At 66.8% G+C, this 19,166-nt stretch carries 19 protein-coding genes; 14 read left to right on the top strand and 5 right to left on the bottom strand.

The window, feature by feature from the left end:
* Positions 1 to 3,100 (bottom strand): glutamate synthase large subunit (gltB, locus tag ACFE86_RS07745; RefSeq protein WP_375454754.1); only part of this gene is annotated, 3,100 nt, incomplete at its 3' end.
* Between the two features lie 709 nt (positions 3,101 to 3,809).
* On the opposite strand from gltB, the gene ACFE86_RS07740 reads away from it, so the two are divergent.
* Positions 3,810 to 4,781 (top strand): hypothetical protein, encoded by a 972-nt coding sequence (locus ACFE86_RS07740; RefSeq protein ID WP_375454753.1) that lies wholly within the window; start codon positions 3,810 to 3,812, stop codon positions 4,779 to 4,781.
* Between the two features lie 8 nt (positions 4,782 to 4,789).
* Here the strand turns inward: ACFE86_RS07740 and fdhD are convergent, their stop codons facing one another.
* On the bottom strand, positions 4,790 to 5,641 hold the full coding sequence (gene fdhD, locus ACFE86_RS07735) for a formate dehydrogenase accessory sulfurtransferase FdhD (RefSeq protein ID WP_375454752.1): 852 nt from the start codon (positions 5,639 to 5,641) through the stop codon (positions 4,790 to 4,792).
* Positions 5,642 to 6,017: 376 nt separating this feature from the next.
* On the opposite strand from fdhD, the gene coxB reads away from it, so the two are divergent.
* The 11 genes from coxB to ACFE86_RS07680 all read left to right on the top strand — a co-directional run bounded on the left by coxB (position 6,018) and on the right by ACFE86_RS07680 (position 14,121).
* Positions 6,018 to 6,854, top strand: a complete 837-nt coding sequence (gene coxB, locus ACFE86_RS07730) for a cytochrome c oxidase subunit II (RefSeq protein WP_375454751.1) — start codon at positions 6,018 to 6,020, stop codon at positions 6,852 to 6,854.
* A gap of 77 nt (positions 6,855 to 6,931) precedes the next feature.
* Complete coding sequence (gene ctaD, locus ACFE86_RS07725; RefSeq protein WP_375454750.1) at positions 6,932 to 8,560, top strand: cytochrome c oxidase subunit I; 1,629 nt, start codon at positions 6,932 to 6,934, stop codon at positions 8,558 to 8,560.
* Positions 8,561 to 8,790: 230 nt separating this feature from the next.
* Positions 8,791 to 9,735, top strand: coding sequence for a heme o synthase (locus ACFE86_RS07720; protein WP_375454749.1), 945 nt, complete (start codon positions 8,791 to 8,793; stop codon positions 9,733 to 9,735).
* Entirely contained in the window at positions 9,735 to 9,914 is a 180-nt protein-coding gene (locus ACFE86_RS07715) for a hypothetical protein (protein WP_375454748.1), read from the top strand. The genes ACFE86_RS07720 and ACFE86_RS07715 overlap by 1 nt, the downstream gene beginning before the upstream one ends.
* Positions 9,914 to 10,510, top strand: coding sequence for a cytochrome c oxidase assembly protein (locus ACFE86_RS07710; RefSeq protein ID WP_375454747.1), 597 nt, complete (start codon positions 9,914 to 9,916; stop codon positions 10,508 to 10,510). Before ACFE86_RS07715 ends, ACFE86_RS07710 begins: the two co-directional genes overlap by 1 nt.
* A 146-nt stretch (positions 10,511 to 10,656) precedes the next feature.
* Entirely contained in the window at positions 10,657 to 11,514 is an 858-nt protein-coding gene (locus ACFE86_RS07705; RefSeq protein ID WP_375454746.1) for a cytochrome c oxidase subunit 3, read from the top strand.
* A gap of 144 nt (positions 11,515 to 11,658) precedes the next feature.
* A complete protein-coding gene (locus tag ACFE86_RS07700; protein WP_375454745.1) occupies positions 11,659 to 12,027 on the top strand; it encodes a DUF983 domain-containing protein in 369 nt (122 codons plus the stop codon).
* Positions 12,024 to 12,794, top strand: coding sequence for an SURF1 family protein (locus tag ACFE86_RS07695; protein ID WP_375454744.1), 771 nt, complete (start codon positions 12,024 to 12,026; stop codon positions 12,792 to 12,794). Before ACFE86_RS07700 ends, ACFE86_RS07695 begins: the two co-directional genes overlap by 4 nt.
* A gap of 65 nt (positions 12,795 to 12,859) precedes the next feature.
* Complete coding sequence (locus ACFE86_RS07690) at positions 12,860 to 13,273, top strand: DUF4864 domain-containing protein (protein WP_375454743.1); 414 nt, start codon at positions 12,860 to 12,862, stop codon at positions 13,271 to 13,273.
* A gap of 185 nt (positions 13,274 to 13,458) precedes the next feature.
* On the top strand, positions 13,459 to 13,683 hold the full coding sequence (locus ACFE86_RS07685; protein ID WP_375454742.1) for a hypothetical protein: 225 nt from the start codon (positions 13,459 to 13,461) through the stop codon (positions 13,681 to 13,683).
* 87 nt (positions 13,684 to 13,770) lie between these two features.
* Positions 13,771 to 14,121 (top strand): hypothetical protein, encoded by a 351-nt coding sequence (locus ACFE86_RS07680; protein WP_375454741.1) that lies wholly within the window; start codon positions 13,771 to 13,773, stop codon positions 14,119 to 14,121.
* Here ACFE86_RS07680 and ACFE86_RS07675 read toward each other — a convergent pair.
* From ACFE86_RS07675 to ACFE86_RS07665, 3 genes are all read right to left on the bottom strand, one after another.
* Positions 14,111 to 14,731, bottom strand: coding sequence for a class I SAM-dependent methyltransferase (locus ACFE86_RS07675; RefSeq protein ID WP_375454740.1), 621 nt, complete (start codon positions 14,729 to 14,731; stop codon positions 14,111 to 14,113). The genes ACFE86_RS07680 and ACFE86_RS07675 overlap by 11 nt on opposite strands.
* Positions 14,732 to 14,954: 223 nt before the next feature.
* Positions 14,955 to 15,512, bottom strand: coding sequence for a hypothetical protein (locus ACFE86_RS07670; RefSeq protein WP_375454739.1), 558 nt, complete (start codon positions 15,510 to 15,512; stop codon positions 14,955 to 14,957).
* A gap of 249 nt (positions 15,513 to 15,761) precedes the next feature.
* Positions 15,762 to 16,163 carry a hypothetical protein gene (locus ACFE86_RS07665; protein WP_375454738.1) on the bottom strand — a complete coding sequence of 134 codons (402 nt, stop codon included), beginning with the start codon at positions 16,161 to 16,163 and terminating at the stop codon, positions 15,762 to 15,764.
* Between the two features lie 276 nt (positions 16,164 to 16,439).
* Between ACFE86_RS07665 and thrC the strand changes: the two genes are divergently transcribed.
* A complete protein-coding gene (thrC, locus tag ACFE86_RS07660) occupies positions 16,440 to 17,852 on the top strand; it encodes a threonine synthase (RefSeq protein WP_375454737.1) in 1,413 nt (470 codons plus the stop codon).
* Positions 17,849 to 19,144 (top strand): M16 family metallopeptidase, encoded by a 1,296-nt coding sequence (locus ACFE86_RS07655; RefSeq protein WP_375454736.1) that lies wholly within the window; start codon positions 17,849 to 17,851, stop codon positions 19,142 to 19,144. Before thrC ends, ACFE86_RS07655 begins: the two co-directional genes overlap by 4 nt.
* The last annotated feature ends 22 nt before the right edge of the window (positions 19,145 to 19,166 follow it).

Below are 19,166 nucleotides of genomic sequence, written 5' to 3'. Positions count from 1 at the left end.
CGATCGAGTAGATGTCGTGGTGGGGCGGCGGCGAGATCAGGCCGACGCCGGGCGTCGCGTAGCGCACCTTGGCGATCTTGGCGTCGACCTTGTGGCCGGGCAACTGGCCGCCTTCGCCGGGCTTGGCGCCCTGCGCCACCTTGATCTGCATCATGTCGGCGTTGACGAGGTACTCGGTGGTCACGCCGAAGCGGCCGGACGCCACCTGCTTGATCGCCGAGCGGCGCGAGCGCCCGTCCGGCAGCGGCTTGAAGCGCTCGACCTCCTCGCCGCCCTCGCCCGAGTTCGAGCGGCCGCCGAAGGAGTTCAGCGCGATGGCGAGCGTCTCGTGCGCCTCCTTCGAGATCGAGCCGTAGGACATCGCGCCGGTGGCGAAGCGGCGGACGATCTCGGAGGCCGGCTCGACCTGATCCAGCGCGACCGGCTCGCGTCCGATGTCGCCGGCCGTCTTGATCCGGAACAGGCCGCGCAGCGTCTTGAGCTGGTGCTCCTGCTCGTTCACGAGCTTGGCGAACTCGCGGTAACGCTCGGGCACCCCGAGGCGCACCGCGTGCTGGAGGGTCGCCACCGTGTCGGGGGTCCAGGCATGGGCCTCGCCGCGCAGGCGGTAGACGTACTCGCCGCCGACATCGAGCGCGTTGCGATAGATCGGCGCGTCGCCGAACGCGTCGGCATGGCGGCGCACGGTCTCCTCGGCGATCTCGGCCATGCCGACGCCCTCGACCATCGTCGCGGTGCCGAAGAAGTCGCGCGCGACGAAGGCCGAGTTCAGGCCGACCGCGTCGAAGATCTGCGCGCCGCAATAGGACTGGTAGGTCGAGATGCCCATCTTGGACATCACCTTGAGCAGGCCCTTGTCGATGGACTTGATGTAGCGCGTGACGATCTCGTCCTCGACGAGGTCCGGCGGGAACTCGTGCTTCATCGCGATCAAGGTCTCGAAGGCGAGATACGGGTTGATCGCCTCCGCCCCGTAGCCGGCCAGGCACGCGAAGTGATGCACCTCCCGCGGCTCGCCGGATTCGACCACGAGGCCGACCGAGGTGCGCAGCCCCTTGCGGATCAGGTAGTTGTGCACGGCCGCCGTGGCCAGCAGCGCCGGGATCGGGATGCGGTCGGGCCCGACCGCGCGGTCGGACAGGACGATGATGTTGTAGCCGCCGCGCACCGCCACCTCGGCGCGGTCGCACAGGCGGTCGAGCGCGCCGTTCATCGCAGCCGCGCCCGTCGAGGCCGGGTAGGTGATGTCGAGCGTTTTGGTGTCGAAGCGGTCCTCGAAATGGCCGATCGAGCGGATCTTCTCGAGATCCCCGTTGGTGAGGATCGGCTGGCGCACCTCCAGCCGCTTGCGGCGCGAGGCGCCCTCCAGGTCGAGGAGGTTGGGGCGCGGGCCGATGAACGAGACGAGGCTCATCACGGCCTCCTCGCGGATCGGATCGATCGGCGGGTTCGTCACCTGCGCGAAGTTCTGCTTGAAGTAGGTGTAGAGCGACTTCGACTTGTCCGACAGCGCCGAGAGCGGCGTATCGGTGCCCATCGAGCCGACCGCCTCCTGGCCGGTGACGGCCATCGGCGCCATCAGCAGCTTGAGGTCCTCCTGGCTGTAGCCGAACGCCTGCTGGCGATCGAGCAGCGCCACGTCGGTGCGGCTTTCCCGCGCCGTGACGGGCTTGAGGTCCTCCAGCACGATCTGGGTGTTGCGCACCCACTCGGCGTAGGGGTGGGCGGCGGCGAGCTCGCCCTTGATCTCCGCGTCGTCGACGATGCGGCCCTTCTGGAGGTCGATCAGCAGCATCCGGCCCGGCTGCAGGCGCCAGGACTGGACGATCTTCTCGTCGGGGATCGGCAGCACGCCGATCTCGGAGGCAAGCACGACGAGGCCGTCGTCGGTGACGATGTAGCGGGCAGGCCGCAGACCGTTGCGGTCGAGCGTCGCGCCGATCTGGCGCCCGTCGGTGAAGGCGACGGCGGCCGGGCCGTCCCACGGCTCCATCAGCGCGGCGTGATACTCGTAGAACGAGCGCCGATCCTCGCCCATCAGCGGGTTGCCGGCCCAGGCCTCGGGGATGAGCATCATCATCGCATGCGCCAGCGGGTAGCCGCCCATGACGAGGAATTCGAGCGCGTTGTCGAAGCAGGCGGTGTCGGACTGGCCCTCGTAGGAGATCGGCCAGAGCTTCGAGATGTCGTTGCCGAACAGATCCGAATCGACGCTGGCCTGGCGTGCCGCCATCCAGTTGACGTTGCCGCGCAGCGTGTTGATCTCGCCGTTGTGCGCCACCATCCGATAGGGGTGCGACAGGCGCCACGTCGGGAAGGTGTTGGTGGCGAAGCGTTGGTGCACCAGCGCGATCGCCGAGACGAAGCGGTGGTCCTTCAGATCGAGGAAGTAGTTCCCGAGCTGATTGACCAGCACCATGCCCTTGTAGACGATGGTCCGGCTCGACACGGAGACGGGATAGAACGCCATCACCCGCGGGTCCTTGAGGCCGTAGACCTTGCCGGAGATCAGCTTGCGCGCGACGTAGATGCGCCGCTCGAACGCGTCGTCGTCGGACACGGAGGCCGGGCGGCCGATGAAGAGTTGGCGGTGATGCGGCTCGGTCTCCTTGACGGCCTTGCCGAGATCCTCGGAATCGACCGGCACGTCGCGCCAGCCGAGCAGCGGCAGGCCCTCCTCGGCCAGCGCCTTGAGGACGATATCCTCGATGATCGCCCGCGGCTCCTCCGCCTTCGGCAAGAAGAACTGGCCGATGGCGTAGTGGCCGGCCGGCGGCAGCGCGAAGCCGAGGCACGCGCATTCCTCAGCGAAGAACGCGTGCGGGATCTGCGTGAGGATGCCGCACCCGTCACCCATCTTCGGGTCGGCGCCGACCGCGCCGCGATGGTCGAGGTTCTCCAGGATCTTCAGGCCCTGCTCGACGATGGCGTGGGTGCGCCGGTCGTGCATGTCGGCGACGAAGCCGACGCCGCAGCCGTCCCGCTCGTTGCCGGGATCATAGGCGCCCTGCGCCGCCGGCAGTGCCGGATCGCGCACCACCAGCGGCGCGGCGCCGTCGCGCGCGGCCGGAACCAGGTCCGCGTTACCCGAAGCTGCCATGCCAGATGTCCCCGAAAACCCGACCCAACCCGAAAACGTCCGTGCCCGCGGGCGAGCATGTTTCATGCCCGGCCATCGACTAAGGCCGAGCCCGTCATTGTGTCTCGTCGGGTCTCGGGAGGGTCCTCGGCGGAGGAAGCGCCCGCAACCCGCGGGCTCCACGCCGGCTGAGATCTCAGCCGGCGTGGGCCCGGATCGCCGCGGCGGCGGCCGGCCTCTGATCTCGTTTCGCCGTCGCGATGGTCACGTGCTTAAAGACCCTTCAGGTCGACGAACGCGGGCTGTCTCGGGCCCTCTTCGTAAATGGGACAGTCATACTGTCCTAGTACCGCAAATTCGCAGATTTCAAAAATTCCAGCAAGGGGCGGCCGCGGCGGAAGGCGGCGTTTTCGTGCCGCGTCGGGCGCGGCACGTTGACGGCTCGGTCCGCGGGAGGCCGGCCGGATCGTGGCGAACGCCGCCGCATCCCGCCCGGATTGTCCCGCAATTGTGCCCGAATCCGCAGGTTGAGTACGGCCGCCGAGCACAAGCGGCATGCGGGGCAACGACCCTGCCGGACTGGCCGAAGGCCCCGCGCGTCGCGGGCCTTCGGCACGGGCCGAGCCGGATGACCGGCCGGCCGACGCGACCGCTTCCCGGCGCGCACTTCCCGGCACGGGGCGAGCGCCGGAGGAGATCGGGCGACCCAAACGCGACCCGGAGGTCAGCCGTGCACCCACTCCGTCCCCGCCCCGTCCGCACCGGCCTCGCGGCCTGCGCCCTGCTGCTGGCCGTCAATGGCAGCGCGAGCGCCCAATACGCCTTCGACGACGAGATCATGCCGCCCCGCGCGGTCGCATGGCGACTGGCCGACCGCGGCTTCACCGGGATCGGGCGCCCGCGCTTCGACGGCCGCGCCTACGTCGTCGAGGCGCTCGGTCCGGACGGCGCTTACGTGCGGCTGTTCGTCGACGCCTCCGACGGCGCGATCCTCGGCCGCCGGCGCCTCGACAGGCCGCCGATGGCGCTCGCCCGTCCGACGCCGGGCTACGGCTGGACCGAGGAGGACGACCTGCCGCGCCGTCCGATCCGGCAGCCGGAGCGGCTGCTCCCGCCCGCCGACATCCCGATGCCCGGGAGCCGCTTCGTGCCGCTGCGCCGTCAGTTCGATCCCGAGACGGGGCCGGTCCGCCCCGACGGCTCGATCGGTTCGCGCGGCGGCGGCGGCGGGCCGGATTTGCCAAGTCCGAACGCGCAAGGTCTCAACCCGGACGCGCGCGGCCGCACCGAACCGCCGCGGAAGGTCGCCCGGATCGGAACCCCCGCCAAGGCTCCGGAGGCCAAGGTTCCGGACACCGGAGGTTCCGACCCGAGGACGCCGGACATGAAGGCGCAGACGCGCACCGTCCCCGAGGCGCCGAAGCTGCGCCCGGTGGACGCCGCCAAGCCGGCGGACAAGCCGGAGGCGCCGGTCGCCGCGGTCGAGCCGCCGAAGCCCGTGCCGCTCCCGGCTGCCGGCCCGACGCCGGCCGCGGTCCAGCCGCCTTCGGACGGCACGGCGGCTCGTCCCGCCGAGGCCGCGCCCCTCAAGTCCGTCGAGCACGCGTGGAAGGACCCGCCGGAGGGCAAGCGCAACGTCCGCGTCATCGGCGGCGCGACGGTGGTGCCGGGGACGGCCGAGAAGGAGCCGGCCGCCCCGTAGCGGCGCGCTCAGCCCTCGGGGACGACGAGCCGCGCGTCCCCGCAGAACACGGTCAGCGCGTCGGCGCGGGCGATGGCGCAGAGCGTCATGTCGTGCAGCCGCGCCCGGTCGATGGCGAGCGAGGTCGGCGCCGAGATCGCCACCAGCACCGACGCGCCGAAATGCGCCGTCTTCTCGACCATCTCGAACGAGCACCGGCTGGTGATCACCACGAAGCCGTCGGCCGGGTCGGTGCCCGAGCGGATCAGCGTCCCGATCAGCTTGTCCAGCGCGTTGTGCCGGCCGACATCCTCCCGCACCGCCACGAGGCCGCCGTCGAGCCGGGCCCAGGCGGCGGCGTGGACCGCCCGCGTCTCCCGCCCGAGGGCCTGGGCCTCGCCCAGATCGGCGAGCGCGCGCGCCACCGCGGCGACGCCGACGCGGATCTCGCGCGCCGCGACCCGGGCCCCGGCCTGCGGCAGGGCGGCGAGGTCCTCGATGCCGCAGACGCCGCAGCCCGTGCGTCCGCTGATCGCGCGCTTGCGGGCAAGGTGCTCGCGCAGGCGACCGGGCACGAGATCGACCAGGAGCCGCAGCCCGCCCTCTCCCGGCTCGACGACGGCCGAGCGGATCTCGTCGGCCGAGGCGACGATCCCCTCGGTGAGGCTGAAACCGTAGGCGAAATCCTCCAGGTCGGCGGGCGTCGCCATCATAACCGCGTAGGGCACGCTGCCGTAGACGAGGTTGACCGGCGTCTCGACGGCCAGCGCGCGGGAATCCACGCGCGGCGCCGGGCCCGCATAGGTCACCACCCGCGTCGCGACCCGCGTCGAGGTCGCAGGGTCGCCGGCCTCGACCCACTGCCGCCGTCCGTCCGTCATCCGCATCCCGCCGAGCCTTCGATCCGGCATTCCATAGCAGGTCGCGGCGCGGACCGGAGAACGGGCCGCGCCGGGATTTCCCCTTGGCCGGCGAAGCCGCGACGGGACCGGACACGCGGTTTCCGAGGCGATGCAGCCGGGCCCGGCGCGGCCGCACCGGCGACATCGCGGCGCGGCCGGAAACCGGGCGATGCGACGCTTGCGCGGTTGCGCCTTGATCGCCCTTGTGGTCTGAACACCGCGACCGGACACCCTGGGGCCGAAGGTTTCCGGCGCGTCCCATACACCGGGCGGCACCATCACAGTCTCTTTGCGGAACGGTCAAGGCGTGAACGGTCGGCGGATCGAGATGGTCAAGGGGAGCCACGAGAGGCACATGCGGACGGCGCAGACGACACACCGCTCGACTTGGGGGCTCGCCGCGCTCGGCACCCTCCTCGTCTCGTCCTCCCAGGCGCTCGCGGCCGGCCTCGGTCAGCCCGAGCCGTGGCAGATGGACCGCCAGATCCCGGTCACCGAGAACGCCCGGGACATCCATCTCTTCGAGCAATACGTCCACTGGCTGTCGTTCGGCATCTGCGTGTTCGTGCTCGGCCTGATCTTGTGGTGCATCTTCCGCTTCAGCGAGAAGCGCAACCCGGTGCCGTCCAAGACCACGCACAACACCTTGATCGAGGTCGCCTGGACCATCGTCCCGGTGCTGATCCTGGTCGCCATCGCGATCCCGTCCTTCCGCCTGCTGCGGGTGCAGTTGTCGGACCCGAAGTCCGACGTGATGATCAAGGTCACCGGCCACGCGTGGTACTGGTCCTACGAGTACCCGGCCGACCAGGGCGGCGGCTTCGCGTTCGACGCCAACATCGACGAGGACAAGCAGCCCAGGCTTCTCCAGGCCGACAACGAGATGGTCGTCCCGGTCAACAAGATCGTGAAGATCCAGGTCACCGCCGCCGACGTCCTTCACTCCTGGGCGATGCCGTCCTTCGGCTTCAAGATCGATGCCGTGCCGGGCCGCCTGAACCAGTTCTGGTTCAAGGCCGACCGCGAGGGCACCTATCACGGCCAGTGCTCGGAACTCTGCGGCCAGCGCCACGCCTTCATGCCGATCGTCGTGCGCGTGGTGAACGACCAAGCCTACGCCGCGTGGCTCGGCGAGGCGAAGACCAAGTTCGCCCGCACCGACGACGGCGCCAAGTTCGCCGACGCCCGCTGACGGGTACGTTCCGGGCCGGCGCCACGGCGCCAGCCCGATCCACCAAGATTTAGAGACACGCACAAGGCTCAGCTCAGATGGCAACCGCCGCAGCGCATGCAGGGGCCCACGAGGCCCACGACCACAAGCCCTCCTTCTTCGCCCGGTGGTTCCTGTCGACGAACCACAAGGACATCGGCACGCTCTACCTGCTGTTCGCCTTCTGCGCGGGCATGATCGGCGCGTTCCTCTCCTTCGGCATCCGCATGGAGATGGAGGAGCCCGGACTGCAATACTTTTCGAACCCCGGCACCTACAACGTCTTCGTCACCGGCCATGGCCTCATCATGGTGTTCTTCATGGTGATGCCCGCGCTCATCGGCGGCTTCGGCAACTGGTTCGTGCCCCTGATGATCGGCGCGCCGGACATGGCGTTCCCGCGCATGAACAACGTGTCGTTCTGGCTCACCGTGGCGGGCTTCAGCAGCCTCGTCTGCTCGCTTTTCGTCGAGGGCGCCCCCGGCGCGTCCGGTGCCGGCACGGGCTGGACCGTGTACCCGCCGCTCTCCACGGCGGGCCATCCCGGCCCGGCGGTCGATTTCGCGATCTTCGCCCTGCACCTCTCGGGCGCCGGCTCGATCCTCGGGGCGATCAACTTCATCACCACGATCCTGAACATGCGCGCCCCCGGCATGACGCTGCACAAGATGCCGCTGTTCGCTTGGGCCCAGTTGGTCACCGCCTTCCTGCTGCTGCTGTCGCTGCCGGTGCTCGCCGGCGCGATCACCATGCTGCTCACCGACCGGAACTTCGGCACGACCTTCTTCGACCCGGCCGGCGGCGGCGATCCGATCCTGTACCAGCACCTGTTCTGGTTCTTCGGCCACCCCGAAGTCTACATCATGATCCTGCCGGCCTTCGGCATCGTCAGCCACATCATCTCCACCTTCTCGAAGAAGCCCGTCTTCGGCTACCTCGCGATGGCCTACGCGATGGTGGCGATCGGCGTTGTCGGCTTCGTCGTGTGGGCGCACCACATGTACACGGTCGGCCTCTCGCTTCAGACGCAGTCTTACTTCGTCTTCGCGACCATGGTGATCGCGGTGCCGACGGGGGTGAAGATCTTCTCCTGGATCGCGACGATGTGGGGCGGCTCGATCCGCTTCACCGCGGCGATGCACTGGGCGGTGGGCTTCATCTTCCTGTTCACGGTCGGCGGCGTCACCGGCGTGGTGCTCGCGAACTCGGCCGTCGACAAGTACCTGCACGACACCTACTACGTCGTCGCGCACTTCCATTACGTGCTCTCGCTCGGCGCCGTGTTCATCATCTTCGCCGGCATCTACTACTGGTTCCCGAAGATGAGTGGCCACGTCATCCCCGAGTGGGCGGGCAAGCTGCACTTCTGGCTGGCCTTCGTCGGCGCGAACGTGTTGTTCTTCCCGATGCACTTCCTCGGGCTCGCCGGAATGCCGCGCCGCTACGCCGACTATCCGGAGGCGTTCGCTGGTTGGCACAAGGTCTCGACCTACGGCGGCCACATCTTCGGGCTGGGCATGATGGTGTTCATGATCGGCGTGATCCTGGCCTTCCGCTCGAAGGAGCGGGCCGCGGACAACCCGTGGGGCCCCGGCGCCACGACGCTGGAATGGACGCTGTCCTCGCCGCCGCCCTTCCACCAGTTCGAGACCCTGCCGCGCATCGTCGACGAGCCGGCCCACCACTAAGACGACGCTCCGCGGGGGCCGCACCGGGCGGCCCCCGCCCTTCCCCGGTTCCTCGACATCGTCGAGGGACCCGGCAAGGGCGGTGCGGTGGTGCCGCCGGCGCGGTGCGCCTCCGGCCCTTCTTTGGGCACGCCACGCCCGGTCGTTTGGAACTGTTCCGGTTCGCGTCTCGCGCCGGAACGCTCGTGCCGCTCAGGTGCGAGCCTGGAAGCGGAATGGTTTCGGTATCCATGGCCACCCTGTCGAACAGCCTGCCCGCCGGCGTCGCGCCGGGCCCGGTCGTCGGCGGCGACGTGCCCGACTACTTCGCGCTGCTCAAGCCGCGCGTGATGGTGCTGGTGATCTTCACCGCGCTGGTCGGCATGGTCGTGTCCCACGGCCACGTACCGCCGGCGGTGGCGGTGATCTCGCTGCTGATGATCGCGGTCGGCGCCGGGGCGTCCGGCTGCCTCAACATGTGGTGGGACGCCGACATCGACGCGATCATGACGCGCACCGCCAAGCGCCCGATCCCGGACGGGCGCATCCAGCCCGACGAAGCCCTGGCCTTCGGCCTCGTTCTGTCGGTCGGCTCGGTGCTGGTGCTGGGGCTTGCCGCGAACTGGCTCGCCGCGGGCCTGCTCGCCTTTACCATCGTGTTCTACGCGGTGATCTACTCGATGTGGCTGAAGCGCGCGACGGCGCAGAACATCGTCATCGGCGGTGCGGCCGGCGCCCTGCCCCCGGTGATCGGGCAGGCCGTCGTCTCCGGCTCGGTCGGCATCGAGTCGCTGGTGCTGTTTGCGATCATCTTCATCTGGACGCCGCCGCACTTCTGGGCGCTGGCGTTGGTGAAGGCCGGGGAATACGCCAAGGCCGGCATTCCGATGATGCCGAACACCGCCGGGCCGCAATCGACCCGCCGCCAGATCATCTACTACACCGTGCTGCTGGCCCCGCTCGGCCTCGTGCCGGTGATGCTGGGCTTTGCCGGCCTGCTCTACGCGGTGGTCGGCATCCTCGGCGGCCTCGGCATGCTCGCCTTCAGCGTCCAGGTCTTCCGCAACCGCGAGGGCGAAGCCGAGAAGCGGGCGGCGATGGGCATGTTCGGCTTCTCGATCCTTTACCTGTTCGTGCTGTTCTCGGCCTTGCTCGCCGAGCAGAGCCTCGGCCTGTTCCGCCCGGTCTTCGCCTGATGGCCTACGACCCGCATGGTTTCCCGAGGATCGAGCACCGTCCGCTCACCTCCGAGGAGGAGGCGCGGCGGCGCAAGCGTTCGCTTGCCATCGCGCTGGCGCTCGGCGCGATGGTGGTCCTGTTCTTCGTGCTGACGATCGTCAAGCTCGGGCCGCAGATCCTGAATCGGCCGCTGTGATGGCCTCTCCGAACCCGAACCGGAACGTGCTCCGCACGGCCATCGCTTGCGGTGGCTTGGCACTCGGCATGATCGGCCTCGCCTTCGCGTCGGCGCCGCTCTACGATGCCTTCTGCAAGGCGACCGGCTACGACGGCACGCCTCGCCAGGGGCCGGCGCTCGCAGTCGCGGCCGAGACCACCGACAGCCTGGTCGTCCACTTCGACACCAACGTCGCGTCGACGCTGCCGTGGACGTTCAGGGCGGAGTCGCGCAGCGTCGAGGCGCGGCTCGGCGAGACCAGGACGGTGTTCTTCCAAGTGAGGAACGGCGGCACGACGCCGTCCACCGGCGTCGCGACCTTCAACGTCCAGCCCGGCCTGATGGGCGGCTACTTCGTCAAGATCGAATGCTTCTGCTTCAAGGAGCAGACGCTGCAGCCGGGCGAGACCCTGGACGTGCCGGTGGTGTTCTACGTCGATCCGGACGTGCGCAAGGACTCGAACACCGCGCATCTCTCAGAGATGACGCTGTCCTACACCTACTTCGCGTCGAAGAACGGCGAGCCGGTGACGACGGCGGCGGCGGCGCCTTCGGTCAACAAGCGGAATTTCTGACCGGGCGAAGCGTGACAACACGCGCCCGCGTCATCTAAGGGTGTGGATGGGCCGGGCGGCCGGGGTCGCCCGGCGGCGATGGACCAAACGAGGATTGCGGGCCGGTGACGGCGCAGGGCCGACGGGGTCGAGGAGAGACGGGTAAGATGGCCGAGGCGCACGCCAAGAATCACGACTTCCACATCCTGAACCCGAGTCCCTGGCCGCTCCTGGGTGCCTTCTCAGCGTTCATGATGGCCGTCGGCGCCGTGTTCTGGATGAAGACCCTCCAGGTCGGCACCCTCACCCCCGGTCCCTACATCTTCGGCGCGGGCGCGGTGGGCGTGCTCTACACCATGTTCGCGTGGTGGAAGGACGTGGTCCACGAAGCCAATGCCGGCGACCACACCCGCGTGGTGCAGCTCCACCACCGCTACGGCATGATGATGTTCATCGCCTCCGAGGTGATGTTCTTCGTCGCGTGGTTCTGGGCCTACTTCGAGGCCGCGCTCTACACCGCCGACCCGATCCAGGCGTCCCGCGTCGGCTTCACCGGCGGCGTCTGGCCGCCGAAGGGCGTCGAGGCGTTCGACCCCTGGCACCTGCCGCTGCTCAACACCCTGATCCTGCTCACATCGGGCACCACGGTGACCTGGGCGCATCACGCCCTGCTGCACGACGACCGCAAGGGGCTGAAATACGGCCTCTGGCTCACGGTCATCCTCGGCGTCCTGTTCTCCGCCTGCCAAGCCTACGAGTACGCCCACGCGCATTTCGGGTTCAGCGGCAGCATCTACGCGTCGACCTTCTTCATGGCGACGGGCTTCCACGGCGCGCACGTCCTCATCGGCACGGTCTTCCTCGCGGTGTGCCTGTACCGGGCGTATCTGGGCCAGTTCACGGTCAAGCAGCACCTCGGCTTCGAGTTCGCCGCCTGGTACTGGCACTTCGTCGACGTGGTGTGGCTGTTCCTGTTCGCTGCGATCTACGTCTGGGGCTCCGGCATCGGCCACGGCGCCCACTGATGCGTCGCATTCCCCCGGGATGCACGCGGTTGCCGGAAAGGGCGGCGCGGGCCGCCCTTTTTCGTGTTCGGATGCCCATATCTGCTTGAGGCGGGCGCGTCGTCCGCGGCTGCGGGGCTGTGCCGCCGCGTGAGGAGCAAGAGCTTGGACCGGACCGAAACGCCACCGCCCATCCCGACGGGCCTGCGCGGCCGCTGCCCGCGCTGCGGCGAGGGCCACATCTTCCGGGGGTTCCTCACGGTGCGCCCGGCCTGCGAGGCGTGCGGGCTCGATTATTCCAGCTTCGAGTCCGGCGACGGGCCGGCGTTCTTCGTGATGTCGATCGTCGGGCTCGTGGTCGTCGGCCTCGCCCTGTGGATGGAGATCACCTACGAGCCGCCGATGTGGGTGCACGCGCTCGTGGCCGGCTCGCTCTCCGTGGGCTTGAGCCTGCTCCTGGTGCGGCCACTGAAGGGCATGCTGCTCGCGCTCCAGTACAGCAACAAGGCCGAGCAGGGGCGCTTCGAGCCGTGAGCACGGCGGACGCCGCCCCGAACGTGCGCCCCGGCGCGTTCCGCGACCTGATCGCCCCCGGCCTCTCGGCGCTGCTGGCGCTCGCGATCCTGCTCGGCCTCGGGGGGTGGCAGCTCGCGCGCAAGGGCGAGAAGGAGGCGCTGATCGCCCGGATCGTCTCGCGCTCGAAGGCGGACCCCGTCGCGCCGCCGGCCGACTGGAACCCGGCCCGCGACGAGTTCGAGCATGTCCGCGTGACGGGCCGCTTCCTCAACGACCGCGAGACCCTGGTCCACGGCTTAGCGGCCGGCGAGACCCCGGGCCGCGCGTTGCAGGGCTACTACGTCATCACCCCGTTCCGGCGCGACGACGGCGCCGTGGTGCTGGTCAACCGCGGCTTCGTGCCGACGGAGCTCAAGGCGCAAGGCGACCGCCGCGACGGCCTCGTGGAGGGCGAGACGACGGTCGTCGGCCTGATGCGCGCCAGCGAGGTGCGGACCCTGTTCGTGCCCGCGCCCGACCCGGTGCGCAACGAGTGGTTCACCCGCGACGTGCCGGGGATCGGCGCCGCGCGCGGGTTCCCCGATGCGGCGCCCTACCTAATCGAGGCGGACGCGGCGCCCGGCGGGAAGACCTGGCCGCGCGGCGGGCAGTTGCGCGTCGACCTGCCGAACAACCACCTGCAATACGCGTTCACGTGGTTCGGCATCGCCGCCTGCCTGCTCGGCGTGTTCGCGGTGTTCGCCTGGAAGCGTCTGCACGAGACGGAGCCCGCGCGCGACGCCTGAGCGCACGGGCTTGCGGCTTTCGCGGTGCGGCGTACACTCGCCACGTTCGATCGCGGAGCGACCCGATGCGCGCATGGCCGGTCCTCGTCCTCGCCCTGGCCCTCACGCCCGCCCGCGCCGCCGACGAGGGCGCCCGCGCGGCGGCGCGCGCGGCGATCACCCGGCAGGCGGACGCGCTCGGACGCGACGACGCGGCCGCCGCCTACGCGCAGGCCGCCCCGGCGATCCAGGGCATGTTCCCGTCGCCCGACGTGTTCCTCGGCATGGTCCGCAACAGCTACCGCCCGGTCTACCGCCACCGCACCTTCGTGTTCGGGCAGGCCCGCGATGTGGGCGAGGCCGGGCTGTCGCAGGACGTGGCGATCCAGGACGAGGACGGCGTCGACTGGACCGCCGAGTACAGCCTGGAGCGCGGCGAGGACGGGCAATGGCGCATCACCGGCTGCCGGCTGGTGCGGGCGGCAGGGAGCAGCGCATAAGTATCATTACGGTCGTAGGTACGAAAAAACCCGCCATTGCTGGCGGGCTTTCCCATATCCATCGACGATGAGGGGGGGCTTTCGCCCGCGTTTCTCAAAGCCATTGATTGCAGATATAGGTACGATCACCCCTTCTAGTCAACAGTCGGTTGACTGTACGACCCCATCACATCGAGCCGCTTACAGTGCCGTTCACAGCCGACGAATTGCGGGAACTGCCGCATGTCATCTCTGCACCGCGCTTCGCTACCTATTTGCAGGCGATGGGGAATGACCGCGATGCAGCCTTGCAGCTCTATCGTTGGAATTTGCTGGTTTCGTCAGCTTTCATCGTTCCCTTGCAGGTCTGCGAGGTTGCCGCCCGTAACGGTGTTGTCGAGGTGATCGAGGCCGTTCACGGTGCCAACTAGCCTTGGTCGAACGGGTTTATCCGCAGCCTCCCCCGAACACGGCGGGGCTATAACGCCGAGCAGGATTTGCGGGATGTAGCTGGACGCATGCCCACGGCGGGCAAGGTGGTGGCAGAGCTAAAATTCGCGTTCTGGGAAAAGATATTTTCGGCGGGGCAGGATGCGCGCCTATGGATTCCACACATGCGGACGGCTTTTCCCGCTGTTGATCCGGTGAAGCCCATCCCTGTCTTGCGGGCGGAAGCCTATGACGCCTTGTGGCATGTGAGGAAGCTTCGGAACCGCATCGCCCATCACGAACCGATTTTCACGCGTGATATCGCCGTCGAGTATGCGCGGATTCACGACATCATCAGTTGGCGCAGCCCTGTTGCGGCGGCATGGATGGATCGCACACAGGGCGTTACGGCTTTGATTGGGGCGAAACCTATCGCTTGATAGCTTTAACCCATAAGAATTTGGCGTCTTCATTATCTTGCTGTTCGACGGCGGATTCCTCGACAAGCAGCCCCGCCCGATCTAAAAGTTCTAAGCTTACGTCTTCACTGTTATGGCCGAAGAACATAGGCTGACCTAACCATTCTCCAACCCACTCTCCGCTTGCGCCAGTTCCTAGGCTTGCAACAAATACCCCTTCTGTTTTTAGCCAGCCCGCTACGCGTTGAAATAAGAGCCCCTGCTCTTGGGCAGGAATGTGAGTGATCGAGTAAAAAGCCCCCACTGCATCGAAGCGCCCAGCCTCAAAGTCGATCTCAGACATGTCGGCCTGTATGAATTGCGCTTCAGGAACGTTGGCGCGGGCTCTGGTAATTTGCTCTATCGAATAATCTACTCCGATAACGGTATGCCCCAGCTCCGCAAGCGAGCGGGCTACGGGCACTCCTGCCCCGCAGCCGAGATCAAGCACTTTTGCGGGGCTGCTAGGAAAGCCATCAATGAGGCTCTGGAGCCACTTTTGGCGAACGGTCGAAATTTCGTATTTCGACAGGTAGTCAGCGGCCATGCGGTCGTAGGCATCAGCGACAAGGCGCTTTTGATCCTTTGTCATGTAAATTTTCTCGGCTGCACAAGGACATTCTATAGAGCGAGAATCTGCATTGTCCAAAGCGGATAATGTGCATTATGGAACTGGTGCCTGATTTATTTAGCAGGCCCGCAGCCCTCATGTTGAATTAAGATTTCCAATTACGAGGGTCGGCAGCTCTTATCGTATCGTTTACCGCTTTTCCTGTTGCCCTCCGCGCATCTTCCAAGCCTTTACCAGTACCCTTTTAAGTATCTTCGAAAGCCTTTTCTGTTACTTTTCTAGCATCTTCAAGACCTTTTGGAACCAACGCGTCAGAGCCTCCAAATATGTTTCCGGCTTTTATTTCTGCAAAGTCAAATCTTGTGGCAGCTTCTGGCAAAACAGTTGTCAGTCCAAAATATTCTCGTGCTACGCCGTAAGCGGCACGGGGAAGTTGTACATCTTTTGCGCAAGACCGTGACTTCTCGACAGATTGCTCCACTGCGGCTCGTGATGCCTTCCCGTATTTTGCACTAACCAACTGATATACGACGTTTAAAGGCATATCTACGCCATTGTATTTGATCCAAATATCAGCAGGATTCTTGCCTTCCTTTTGAACATTTTCCATCTGTTCTGCATAAGAAATCAATTCCTTATCATTCTCGTCAATCCATCGGATAATTTCAGTCTTAGCGTCCGAAAAACATTTCTCTTGTGCAACAGAAGCCGACGTTCCTATAATCCAATACGTTAGCAATAGCGCAAAGCTAAATACATATTTGTAGATTATATTCCTGCTACCGGACGAAAATCGCAACATTTTATGTCCCCCCTCTTGTGAAGGATGAGATACTACCAACAACGCTATTTGATGCAACGGCGGGCGGCAAAGCTTGGCAGTTCAGTGTTTATTTGATCAATCCGATACGACCTATCGTGCGCCATACATTTAGGCTACCGCTTTGCTGTACGAGGTGCGCTGGACGCTTGCTAGGGTTTGCAAGTTGGTGCCGGCGAGAAAATCAGAATTTCACAACGTTAAAGCTGATCGCACCAATTTATCTGTCAATTAATCAGATTTACGCAAAAGTCGTGACGCTGCTTTGTAGAGTAACTTGAGATCAATTGAGACTCCAAATATCCCAGGCTTCAAATGCAGAGCATCCCAGATATTTTGATTAATAACTTTCGCTCTTTTAACTGGCTGACCATTTAGAATTTCATAAGCGAACCGCGCGAGGATTTCTTCTGCCTGATTTCTTAGTATTTCTATATTTTCGTCTTTTGCGCATACCAAGGTTATTAACTCATATTTTTCATCCGACAATTGCTCTTTATCGTTCTGCTCATGAGCTTGAATAATTTTTATTTGCTGAATTTTGTATACGCCGAAAGCCAACACTCCCACTAGATCGTTTGCATCTGGAGCTATTTTGTCTCGGATAGCTGCATCGACGTCAGATGGGCGCATATTCGCATCTCATAAATACAAGCTACGCTATAGGGCAGGCATGTATGTAAGATGCGTTAGGGCGGCATTCCAACTGCGGCGGTCGTGCATAAATCAAGATATATGCACCATGCCGACCCTGTTGGTACGGCTGTGTTTTTTCCATGCGGAAATCCGGTGCGGATATCGAAGCCGCGATGCGAGCCGCGCCGGAACCCTTGAGCGGTCGCCGCACCGATCGCATTTCGACACACCCGGCCGCATCGTGTAGAGGGAGCGCCGTCCCCGGAGGCCCCTGTGCTGCACGTCTCGACCCGCGGTTCCGCCGCGCCGCTCTCGTTCTCCGATGCCCTGCTCGCGGGGCTCGCCCGCGACGGCGGGCTCTACGTGCCGGAGAGCTGGCCGACGATCGCGAAGTCCGAGATCGCGGGGCTGTCCGGCAGGCGCTACGCCGACGCCGCCAAGCTGGTGCTGCGCCCGCTCATCGACGGCGAGATCGCGGATGCCGACCTCGACGCGATGATCGAGGCGGCCTACGCCGCCTTCCGCCACCCGGCGATCTGCCCGCTCTCCCAGCTCGACGACAACCTGTTCCTGCTGGAGCTCTTCCACGGCCCGACGCTCGCGTTCAAGGACGTGGCGATGCAGCTCCTCGGCCGGCTGATGGACCATGTCCTGCGCGCCCGCGGCGCCCGCGCCACCATCGTCGGCGCCACCTCGGGCGACACCGGCAGCGCCGCCGTCGAGGCGTTCGGCGGGCTGGACCGGGTCGACGTGTTCATCCTGTTCCCCTACGGCCGGGTCTCGGAGGTGCAGCGCCGGCAGATGACCTCGGTCGACGCGCCCAACGTCCATGCCCTGGCGCTCGACGGCAACTTCGACGATTGCCAGAACCTGGTGAAGGCGATGTTCCAGCACGGCGACTTCGCCGATGCGGTGCGGCTCTCGGGCGTCAACTCGATCAACTGGGCGCGCGTGGCGGCGCAGGCGGTGTACTACTTCACGAGCGCGGTCGCCCTCGGCGCCCCGCACCGCGCGGTCTCGTTCGCGGTGCCCACCGGCAATTTCGGCGACGTGCTCGCCGGCTGGGTCGCCAAGCGCATGGGCCTGCCGATCAAGCGGCTGATGATCGGCACCAACGCCAACGACATCCTTGCGCGCACCCTGGAGCACGGCGCCTACGAACTGCGCGGCGTCGCGGCGACGACCTCGCCCTCGATGGACATCCAGATCTCGTCGAACTTCGAGCGGCTGCTGTTCGAGGCGCTCGGTCGGGATGCGTCGTCCCTCGGCCGGCTGATGGCCGGCCTGAAGCAGTCCGGCGGCTTCACCCTCGAGCCTGCGGTCCTCGCCAAGGTCCGCGCGGAGTTCGACGCCACCGCCGTCTCCGAGCCGGACGTGATGGACGAGATCGCCAGGACGCACGCGACCACCGGCATGGTGCTCGATCCCCACAGCGCCATCGGCGTCCGCGCCGCCCGCCGCCTGCTGAAGCAGGATCCGGCGACGCCGGTCGTGGCGCTCGCAACCGCCCATCCGGCGAAGTTCCCCGATGCGGTGAGCCGCGCCACCGGCGGCCTGCGCCCCGTCCTCCCCCCCCATCTCGCCGACCTGATGGACCGGCCCGAGCGCATGACGCGGGTCGCCAACGACCAGGCGGCGGTCGAGCGCCTGATCCGCGACCGCGCCCGCATCACGAGAGTCGCATGAACCGGCATTTCGCCACGCACGCCGCCTCGCCGGGCCTGCGCATCACCACCCTCGACAACGGCGTCACCGTCGCCACCGAGGCGATGCCGGGGGTCGCCACCGCGACGCTCGGCGTCTGGGTCGGCGCCGGCTCGCGCCACGAGCGCGCCGAGGAGAGCGGGCTCAGCCACCTCATCGAGCACATGGCGTTCAAGGGCACGCGCACGCGCTCGGCGCGGGCCATCGCCGAGGACATCGAGAACCTCGGCGGCGAGATCAACGCCGCGACCTCGGCCGAGGGCACGAGCTACACCGCCCGCGTGCTCGGCGAGGACGTCGGCACGGCGCTTGACGTGCTTGGCGACATCCTCACCGATTCGGTGTTCGACGCCGGCGAACTCGCCCGCGAGAAGGGCGTGATCCTTCAGGAATACGCGGCCATCGAGGACACGCCGGACGACGTGGTCTACGACGCCTTCACCGAGGCGGCGTTTCCCGACCAGCCGGTCGGCCGGCCGATCATCGGGCGGCCCGAGACGATCCGCAGCTTCGACGAGGCCGGCATCCGCGCCTACCTCGCCCGCGAATACACTACCGACCGCATCGTGGTCGCGGCTGCCGGCGCCGTCGCGCACGAGGCGTTCGTCGCCGCGGCGGACCGCCATTTCGGCGCGATGCCGAAGGGCGCGGCGCCCGAGACGGTCCCCGGCACCTATGGCGGCGGTGAGCGGCGCATGCCGAGGAAGCTCGAACAGGCCAACCTCGTGCTCGGTCTGCCCGGCCTGTCGTTCCGCGACGACGGCTACTACGCCCTGCACCTGTTCGCGCAGGTGCTCGGCGGCGGCCTGACCTCGCGCCTGTGGCAGGAGGTGCGCGAGACCCGCGGGCTCGCCTACGAGATCCAGGCGTTCCACTGGCCGTTCTCCGATTGCGGCCTGTTCGGCATCGGCGCCGGCACGTCGGGCGCGGACCTGCCCGAACTCGTCGAGGTGACGCTGGCCGCCACCGCGCGCGCGGCCCGCGACCTCGACGCGGTCGAGGTCGCCCGCGCGAAGGCGCAGCTCAAGGTCTCGCTGCTCTCGGCGCTCGAGACCCCCGGCGGGCGCATCGAGCGCAACGCCCGCCAGATCCTCGCCTGGGGCCGGGTGATCCCGGCCGGCGAGGTGATCGCCAAGGTCGACGCCGTCACCGTCGAGGACGTGCGCGCGGCGGGCCGCGGGGTGCTCCTCGGCGCGCCGACGCTGGCCGCCATCGGCCCGATCCGCAAGCTGCCGCCGCTCGCGCACATCGCCGCCGGTTTGCGGGCGGCCTGAGCCCGATCCGTCGAACCCCTCG

The sequence above is a fragment of the uncultured Methylobacterium sp. genome, assembly GCF_964244095.1.
Classification (GTDB): Bacteria; Pseudomonadota; Alphaproteobacteria; order Rhizobiales; family Beijerinckiaceae; genus Methylobacterium.
Note: the sequence above shows the minus strand (reverse complement) of the source record. Positions and strands in the feature narration are given on the sequence as shown.